5 protein-coding genes are annotated in these 8,428 nt (G+C 64.3%); 1 reads left to right on the top strand and 4 read right to left on the bottom strand.

Annotated elements, in window-relative coordinates; all coding sequences use genetic code 11:
* The first annotated feature begins 273 nt into the window (after nucleotides 1-273).
* Nucleotides 274-2,601, top strand: a complete 2,328-nt coding sequence (locus Q0C64_RS06055) for a bifunctional salicylyl-CoA 5-hydroxylase/oxidoreductase (RefSeq protein WP_294121531.1) — start codon at nucleotides 274-276, stop codon at nucleotides 2,599-2,601.
* 1 nt (nucleotide 2,602) lies between these two features.
* Here Q0C64_RS06055 and Q0C64_RS06050 read toward each other — a convergent pair whose 3' ends face one another.
* From Q0C64_RS06050 to Q0C64_RS06035, 4 genes are all read right to left on the bottom strand, one after another.
* A complete protein-coding gene (locus Q0C64_RS06050) occupies nucleotides 2,603-5,131 on the bottom strand; it encodes a CehA/McbA family metallohydrolase (RefSeq protein ID WP_294121529.1) in 2,529 nt (842 codons plus the stop codon).
* Nucleotides 5,131-5,844: a CoA transferase subunit A gene (locus Q0C64_RS06045; RefSeq protein WP_294121527.1), complete on the bottom strand. Its 714-nt coding sequence runs from the start codon at nucleotides 5,842-5,844 to the stop codon at nucleotides 5,131-5,133. Before Q0C64_RS06045 ends, Q0C64_RS06050 begins: the two co-directional genes overlap by 1 nt.
* On the bottom strand, nucleotides 5,841-7,415 hold the full coding sequence (locus Q0C64_RS06040) for an aldehyde dehydrogenase family protein (protein WP_294121524.1): 1,575 nt from the start codon (nucleotides 7,413-7,415) through the stop codon (nucleotides 5,841-5,843). The genes Q0C64_RS06045 and Q0C64_RS06040 overlap by 4 nt, the downstream gene beginning before the upstream one ends.
* On the bottom strand, nucleotides 7,412-8,428 hold a 1,017-nt coding region (locus Q0C64_RS06035), incomplete at its 5' end, for a P1 family peptidase (RefSeq protein ID WP_294121522.1). The genes Q0C64_RS06040 and Q0C64_RS06035, both read right to left, overlap by 4 nt.

Below are 8,428 nucleotides of genomic sequence, written 5' to 3'. Positions count from 1 at the left end.
GGGAATAGGCAAAAAGTTAATTCGCGTTAAATTTATAACTTGGGTTACTGAAAGGTTAACAGGGTCCGGGGAGCGGATAGGCCGTGATTCAACCGAGATTCCACCCGCGCTGGAGCTTGTGGAAAAAATTGTGCGTGAAACGTCCCGCTTTGGGAAAATCGGGCGCTTCAGAAGCCAATTCCGGAGCGACTCGGATTTGGGCTGAGTCGCAATTCCGGCTCTTTTGAATGGATTTGGCGATGGCAGGTGCATCCGCGCTCCCGCCTCGCTAGCATGATCGGGCGAGCGGGAGGAAACAGCTTGAAGATTGCGTGCATCGGTGGAGGGCCGGCCGGCCTTTACTTCGCGATATCGATGAAGCTGCGCGACCCCCGGCACGAGGTCCATGTGTTCGAGCGTAATGCCGAGGGCGTAACCTTTGGCTGGGGCGTCGTCTTTTCCGATCAGACCGTCGAGAACTTGATGGCCAACGACCCGGTGTCCGGCCAGGTCATTTCCGACGAGTTCGCCCATTGGGATGACATCGACGTCCATATCCACGGCGCCTGCGTGCGGTCGTCGGGCCATGGCTTCATCGGCATCGGCCGCAAGCGGCTGCTCGAAATTCTCGCCGGGCGCGCTCGCGAGCTCGGCGTGGAGCTACATTTCGAGCGGGAGTGCGATCCCGACCTCGCTGCCTGGCGGGATTGGGACCTGGTCATTGCCGCCGACGGGATCAACAGCCGGTTCCGCGAAGCCCATGCCGAGCATTTCGGGGTCGACATACAGGAACGGGCCAACCGCTTCGTCTGGCTTGGCACACCGAAGACCTTTGACGCCTTCACCTTCGCGTTCGAGAAAACCGAGGCCGGGTGGATCTGGGCCCATGCCTATCGCTTTGCCGAGGACTGCTCGACCTTCATCGTCGAGTGCAGCGAAGAGACTTGGCAAGGGCTCGGCTTCGACCGGATGGAGCAGCCCGAAGCGATTGCGCTGTGCGAGAAGCTTTTCGCCAAATATCTCGATGGCCAGCCGCTCTTGAGCAACGCCCTGCACCTGCGCGGATCGGCGGTGTGGCTCAAGTTCCGGCGGATCATTTGCGAGCGGTGGCACCATGACAAGCTGATCCTGCTCGGTGACGCCGCCCATACCGCGCATTTCTCGATCGGGTCGGGAACCAAGCTGGCGCTGGAAGATGCCATCAAGCTGGCCGAGGTGCTCAATCGTCCCGGCCTCGACCGGATCGAGGCGCTGGCCGAATATCAGGCCGAGCGGAACCTCGAGGTGCTCAAGCTGCAGAACAGCGCGCGCAATTCGACCGAGTGGTTCGAAACGGTCGAGCGCTACCTCGACTTCGAGCCGTGGCAGTTCGCCTATTCGCTGCTGACCCGATCGCAGCGGATCAGCCACGAGAATCTCAGGCTCAGGGACAAGGATTGGCTGGAGGAAACCGAGCGGACTTTCTGGAAGCGGGCGACCGGCAAGGAGAAAGCCGCCTGGCCGATGTTCGCGCCGTTCCGCTTACGCGAAATGGAGGTACAGAACCGGATCGTCGTTTCGCCGATGGCGATGTATTCGGCGGTCGATGGAGTGGCGGGCGACTTCCACCTGGTCCATCTGGGTGCGCGGGCGCAGGGCGGAGCCGGGCTGGTCTTTACCGAAATGACCTGCGTCTCGCCCGAAGGCAGGATTACGCCGGGTTGCGCCGGCATGTGGAACGATGGTCATATTGCCGCCTGGAAGCGGATCGTCGATTTCGTTCATTCCAACAGCAAGGCCAAAATCTGCCTTCAGTTAGGTCATTCCGGCAGCAAGGGCTCAACCAGGGTTGGCTGGGAAGGCTATGACGTTCCACTCCCCGACGGGAATTGGCCGGTCGTCGCGGCGTCGGATGTCGCCTGGTCCCCGGCCAATCAGCGCCCGTCGCCGATTACGCGCGTCGAGATGGACGAGGTCAAGGCCCAGTTCGTCGCCGCGGTACGGATGGGTGTCGAGGCCGGCTTCGACATGATCGAGCTGCACGCGGCCCATGGCTATTTGCTTTCCGGGTTCATCACGCCGCTGCAGAACAAGCGTAGCGACGAATATGGCGGCAGCCTGGAGAACCGGCTGCGCTATCCGCTGGAGGTCTTCGCGGCGATGCGCGAAGCCTGGCCGGCGGACCGGCCGATGTCGGTGCGGATCTCCGCCAATGACTGGGCCGGTGCCGAAGGCGTCACTCCTGACGAAGCGGTGCTGATCGGCGAGGCGTTCGCCCAGGCCGGCGCGGACCTGATTGACGTATCGGCGGGACAGACCTGGGCCGACGCCCAGCCGGTCTATGGCCGGCTGTTCCAGACGCCATTCTCCGACAAGATCCGCAACGAGGCCAGGCTCGCCACCATGGCGGTCGGCAACATCACCGACCCCGACCAGGCCAACGCCATCCTGACCGCGGGCCGTGCAGACCTGGTGGCGCTGGCCCGGCCCCATCTGGTCGACCCGATGTGGACGCTCCGCGCCGCGGCGATGGCCAATTACCGCGACCAATGGGTGCCTCCGCCCTATCTCGGCGGCATGGCGCAAATGGCTCGCCTGTTCGAGCGCGAAGCGGAAATGAAGGCGGCCGAGCTAAAGGCCTAGTTCACTTGCCTGTAGCTGCCTGACCCAGAAAACGATCTCGTGCCTTGCGCAGATGGTTCAATATGATCCGTTGCTCATCCGCCGTTCGATAGTCGGTGCGGTGCTCGGCAGCGTCGATCACGCGATCGAGCCAGGCCACGAAATAGGCGGCGTCCTGCGGTGCTGGCGGAGCGCCGCCGGGCAGGTCAAGGTAGATCGGGCTGGTCGTGGCGTAGGGATAGAGATCGAGCACTTGCGGGTCCGATCCGTCATTCCAGGCGCGAAGGAGGAGCCAGCCGCCGGCATCCACCGGCAATTCGCCAACAGCGTCGAGCTTGCGGCGATCGCCGGTCAGGGCGAAGCTCTTCACCACCTTGCCGTTCCGGACCAGTTCGAGGTGGTCGACCGCGACCGGCGAACGCAGCGCGATCCGATAGCTTAACCTGCCCGGCGCGGTCCGTGCGATCGTGTCTCCAGGCCGCTTGCTGTCGACGATCAGGCCAAGCAGCGGCCCGTTGCTGGCGAACGTCCTGCCGGCCTTGAGCGCCGCCAGATATCCGGCGGGGCTGTTGTCGCCGTGCGTGTCGAGGAATACGCGGTTCATGCCGACCGGTCCGCGCAGCGAGGCGTAATTGGTCATGGCGTCGGTGCCCGCGCCTGCGGGGAGGCGGTAACCGAGGTTGAGCAGCCGGTACCACACGCTGGCGGTCGACTTGTGATCGGAAAAGCCGACGATCTCGATGTAATCGACCTTGCCGTTGGCAACATCGGCAGGAAGCTCGTTGGTCAGCGACGTGTCGGTTGCCGGGTCGGGCACCGTGTCGAACGGATGGACGTAGCCGACAAGCGCGCCCTGGGCATGGGCCAGGTCCGCCACCGCGCCATTGTCCGGAAACGGGCTCGCCAGCGGGCTGTTCTTATAGGCCGAGAATCCGGGTGACAGGACATGATCGGTAAGGCCGAGCAGCCCCAGGTGACCCCAGTAGCTGGTATGAAATTCCTGGCTGTGGAAGATCGTCACGCCGTCGCGGCTGGCCGGATCGGGATCGGCGCGGAAGTAGCCAATGTCGGGAACCCGCTCCTCCTTGTTGACGATCAGATTGTAGACAATGTCGAGGTCCTCGGCGCGGGCCTGTGCGGCCAATGTCTCCGGCGTTGCTCGGTAGTACCCGCCGTAATTCATGTGCACGTGAAGATCGGCGCTGACAAACGAACCGAACGCCGGCGGCAGATCGTCGGGCTCCAGCAAGGCCATGACATTCGGACTGCCGCCGACAAACGTCATCGTCTGCTGCCAGGGCGCGTTACGGAACCCGCGCTGCACCCAGATTTCGGTCTTCCCCAGCGGTACATTGAATATGCACGCCGACAAGCAGTGAAAATAGTACGTCTCTTTCGATTGCCGCTTCCGGTCGAACCCGTCATCGGCATGCATCCATGCCGAGTCCGGAGCCGCTGCTCGGCCATCGTTACCGACCACCGAAATACGAGCGGCGACCGGCCTGCCCTGTTCGTCGCGGACATCGAGCGTCACCCGCGCAGTGGGGCGCAGATAGCGCCGATTGGTCGTAACGATCGGGACTTCGGCGCCACCGGCGACATCGCGCACGACAAGGCCGGTATTGCCAAGTTCATTGCTGATCAGCGCGATGCGCCTGCCGTCGGGCGACCAGCGCGCGTTCCATCGGTCAAACTCGCCGAACGATAGCGGCAGCGGAGCCGCTCCGTCGGGCGTCGTCACCCACAACTGCTTCCACTGACGGCCATGATAGCTGGTGAACAGCAGCTGCTTGCCGTCCGGCGAAACCTCCGGCCGGGCGCTCCAGCTGGTCTCCTCGCTCAGCAGCTTGCGCCGGTCCTGCGGATGATCGACCGCGACCGACCAGATGTCGCCCGTGCCCCAGGCCACCTCATTGTTGGTGACATAGAAAATGCGCTGGCCATCGGGGCTCCATGACGGGTTTAACGCGTGATCGGTGGCCGAATAATAGTACCGCGCGATCTTGCTCTGCCGCTCGCCAAGCAGGGGGCGGGCGTTGCTCAGGCCACTCGGGCCGACATCGGCGATGAACAGGTTGAAGTGGCCGGTCCCTTGGGTCGAGACCCAGGCGACGCGCTTGCCGTCGGGCGACAAGCGCGGCTCGACATTGACCGCGCCGCCGGAAGTGAGCTGCAGCTCGCGGCCATTCTGCAGGTCGAGCCGCCACAGTTCGATCCCGCCGCCATTATAGCGGCTGAACACAACGCTGGTCCCGTCGTGCGCGACATCGGGCTGATAGTCATAGGCGCCGCGCGGGTGGGTTAGTTCAATCGCCTCGCCGGATCCGATCGCCTGGCGCCACAGCGAGCCGCCCATGCTGTAGATGAGCGCGGCGCCGTCGGAGGTGAAGCTGGCGCTCGACGGGCCGGTCGTCAGCTGGGGGATGTAGAGTTCGCGCCAATAGTAGCTGTGCGGGAGGTCGACCTGTTTCAGCACCGGCTCGCGTTCCGCTATGGCGGCGCCGGCCACGGCGCACAGCAGGATCGCGGCGAAGCCGGAGCGCCGAAGCATCAGCTGGCCTCCTCCTCGCGCGATCGGGTGGTCAGCTTTTCGATGCGCTTCTCGTTGATCGTGCTCTTGACGATGCGGTGCACATAGATGCCCGGCGTGTGGACGCAGTCGGGATCGATCGTGCCGGCCTCGACCAGCTCCTCGACTTCCACGACGGTGGTTTGCGCGGCGGTGGCCATTACCGGATTGAAGTTGCGGGCCGTCTTGCGGAACTGGAGGTTGCCCGAGGTGTCGGCGCGCCAGGCCTTGATGATTGCGAGGTCGGCCCGGAGCCAGGTTTCGCGGACATATTGCTCGCCGTCGAACTCTTCATGCGGTTTACCATCGGCGACAATCGTGCCGACGCCGGTCCGGGTGAAGAAGGCGGGGATGCCGGCGCCCCCCGCCCGGATCCGCTCGGCCAGCGTGCCCTGCGGGTTGAACTCAAGCTCCAGCTCGCCGGCGAGATATTGCTGCTCGAACAACCTGTTTTCGCCAACGTAGGACGAAATCATCTTGGCGATCTGGCGGGTCTGAAGCAGCTGCCACAGCCCGAACCCGTCCGCCCCGGCGTTGTTGGAAATGACCGTCAGTCCCGTGACCCCGGCGGCCCTGATCTCGGGGATCAGGCTTTCGGGATTGCCGACCAGCCCGAAGCCGCCCGACATGATGGTCATGCCGTCGCGGAGCAGGCCGGCGAGCGCAGCCTTGGGGGAATCGTAGAGCTTGTTCATTGCGACCCGAACAGGGTGTGGCTCTGTTCCCGCATGAACTGCGGGACATACCAGCTGCCGAGCCCGCCCTTCCCGGTCGTGCCCGAGCCTTTCCAGCCGCAGAAGGTCTGGAATCCGGGCCAGGCGCCGGTTGTCGCGCCGCTGGCACGATTGGCATAGAGCACGCCCGCCTCGATGGTCCCCAGGAACCGGTCGAGTTCGCTTTGGTCCTGGGTGTAGACGCCAGCGGTGAGACCAAATTCGCTACGGTTGGCGTCGGCGATTGCGGCGTCGAGGTCGTCGAATGGCAGGATGCTGATGAATGGAAGGAATAGCTCGTCGCGGTTGAGGCGATGATCGCCTGGCAAGCCCGCGACAATCGTAGGCTGCACATAGGGGCCGCCATCAAAAATGCCGCCCGCCAACTGCTCGCCGCCGGCAACGATCGACCCCGCCGCCGCGGCATCGCGCGATGCGGCGATGAACCGCTCCAGCGACTTGTCGTTGATGACCGGGCCCATGAACACGTCCTGCCGGCGCGGGTCGCCGACCATCAGCTTGGCCGACGTCGCGAGCAACGCATCCATGAAATCGTCGAGAATGTCGCGCGCGACATAAGCCTTCGAGGCCGCACTGCACTTCTGCCCTGACAGGCCGAACGCCGAGCGCGCAACGCCCGATGCAGCGATTGCCAGATCGGCATTGGCGGTGACGAAAACGGGGTTCTTGCCGCCCATTTCCGCCAATACGGGACGCATCGCGGTGGCCGATGCCGAGTTGCGGAGGATCGTCATGCCGACGGCATTGGATCCGGTGAAGGCAAAACCATCGACGCCGGGGTTGTTGACCAGCGCTTCGCCGGTCGCGCGGCGACCGTGGACCAGGTTGGCCACGCCGTCAGGCAGCCCGCCCGCGACCAGTGCTTCAACCACGAGCCGGCCCGTCAGCCCTGCGGCGTCGCTCGGCTTGAACACGACCGTATTGCCGGCGACCAGCGCCGCGTACATCATTCCCAAGGATAGCGCGACCGGGAAATTGAACGGCGCGATCACACCGAACACGCCAAAAGGACGCAGCACCACGCTGCACCGCTCGGCGGCCGAGGCGCCGGGCATCTCCTGCCGATAGCCGTCGGTCCGCTCCATCTCGTCGCAATAGTGGCGGATCAGGTCGATCGCTTCCTCCACCTCGCCGACCGCCTCGAGGCGCGATTTGCCGACCTCGATCAGACAGGCGACCGAAACGTCCCATTTGCGGCTTTCGAGCGCATCGGCGCCCCGACGCAGAATCTCGACGCGTTTTGGCCAGCCGAGATCGCGCCAGGCCGGATAGGCGCCGCGCGCCGCAGCAACCGCCTCGTCAACCAGCGTTGCATCGGACTGCGGAAACTCGCCGAGGATGATGCCGCGATCGATCGGGCTGTGCGCGGGCAAGGTTTGGCCATCCGAGCGGTCGCGCCCGCCGATCAGCGCGGGCCGGCTTTTGCCGAGCAACCGCGCCTCCACTTCGGGAATGATCGCGTCGAGGTGCGCGTGGACGCCGGAAAAATCCTCGCCGGTGTTCGAGTAGGTGACGCGTGGCAGGTCGGTCATTTCGCTGGCCCCTCGAGCCGGTTGTAGCGCTGCAGGATCGCGCGAAGCTCATCGTGCGGCAGCCCGAAATAGCGGGTGCCGTTGTTCCCGGTCATCGTCTTCGCCGCGACCAGCGCATTGACGACCGCTTCCTCACTGGCCTGAACAGTGGCCTCAAAGATCGGGTCGATGCTGGCGTTGCCGATCGGGGAAATAGGATTCGGCCGCTGCTGATCCTCGTGGTTCACCTCTGCAGGATTGGTCGAGAAGGTCACGATCAAATCGCCGGAGGAATTGCCCGAATAGGAGCCGAGCCGGGCCAATCCCATCGCAGCGCGCTTGGCCACTCGGTTCAATTGCAGCGGCATCAATGGCGCATCGGTGCCGACGACTATGATGATCGAACCCTGGTCGGGCGGAGCAGCGCCTCTCGATCCATCCGGTGTGCAAGGAGGGCGATCGTTGGGCTTGGCCGCCAGCTTGGGATCGGCGCAGGGCAGCCAGCGGTTGGTCCATTCCCGCCCGACAGGGGCGCCGGCGATGCGGAGCACCTTGCGGTCGCCGGTATTGCACTGGACCAGCACGCCGACCGTATAGCTTTTGCCTTCGACCGTGACGGTGCGCGACGCGGTGCCGATGCCGCCCTTGAGACCGAAGCAGACCATCCCGGTCCCGCCGCCGACATTGCCCTCCTCGACCGGTCCGGATTTCGCGGCGTCCAATGCGGCAATCGCCGTTTCGGCCGTAACATGGAAGCCGTCGAGGTCGTTCAAATAGCCGCTCCAGGTTTCGCCGACGACCGGCCAGGTCGCCTCGCCGAACGTCTTCGAGCTCCATTGCTGGATGCCGGCATAGACCTGGCCGACGGCATTGGTGTCGCTGATGCCGATCGGGCCCTGGACGATGCCGAAATCCTCGAGATAGGCGCGGCCGGTCATCTCGCCATTGCCATTAAGGTCGAAGAACCCGCCATAGACCGGCTTGGGATTGGCCTTCCCGCGCGGGAAAATGACCGTCACGCCGGTCCGAATATC

The organism is Sphingomonas sp. (assembly GCF_023266535.1).
Classification (GTDB): Bacteria; Pseudomonadota; Alphaproteobacteria; order Sphingomonadales; family Sphingomonadaceae; genus Sphingomicrobium.
Note: the sequence above shows the minus strand (reverse complement) of the source record. Positions and strands in the feature narration are given on the sequence as shown.

What these genes read in the sequence shown, in the direction of transcription:
- Q0C64_RS06050 (WP_294121529.1), bottom strand. Translation starts at nt 5,131, where the DNA reads ATGCTTCGGCGCTCCGGCTTCGCCGCGATCCTGCTGTGCGCCGTGGCC.
- Q0C64_RS06040 (WP_294121524.1), bottom strand. Translation starts at nt 7,415, where the DNA reads ATGACCGACCTGCCACGCGTCACCTACTCGAACACCGGCGAGGATTTT.
- Q0C64_RS06055 (WP_294121531.1), top strand. Translation starts at nt 274, where the DNA reads ATGATCGGGCGAGCGGGAGGAAACAGCTTGAAGATTGCGTGCATCGGT.
- Q0C64_RS06045 (WP_294121527.1), bottom strand. Translation starts at nt 5,844, where the DNA reads ATGAACAAGCTCTACGATTCCCCCAAGGCTGCGCTCGCCGGCCTGCTC.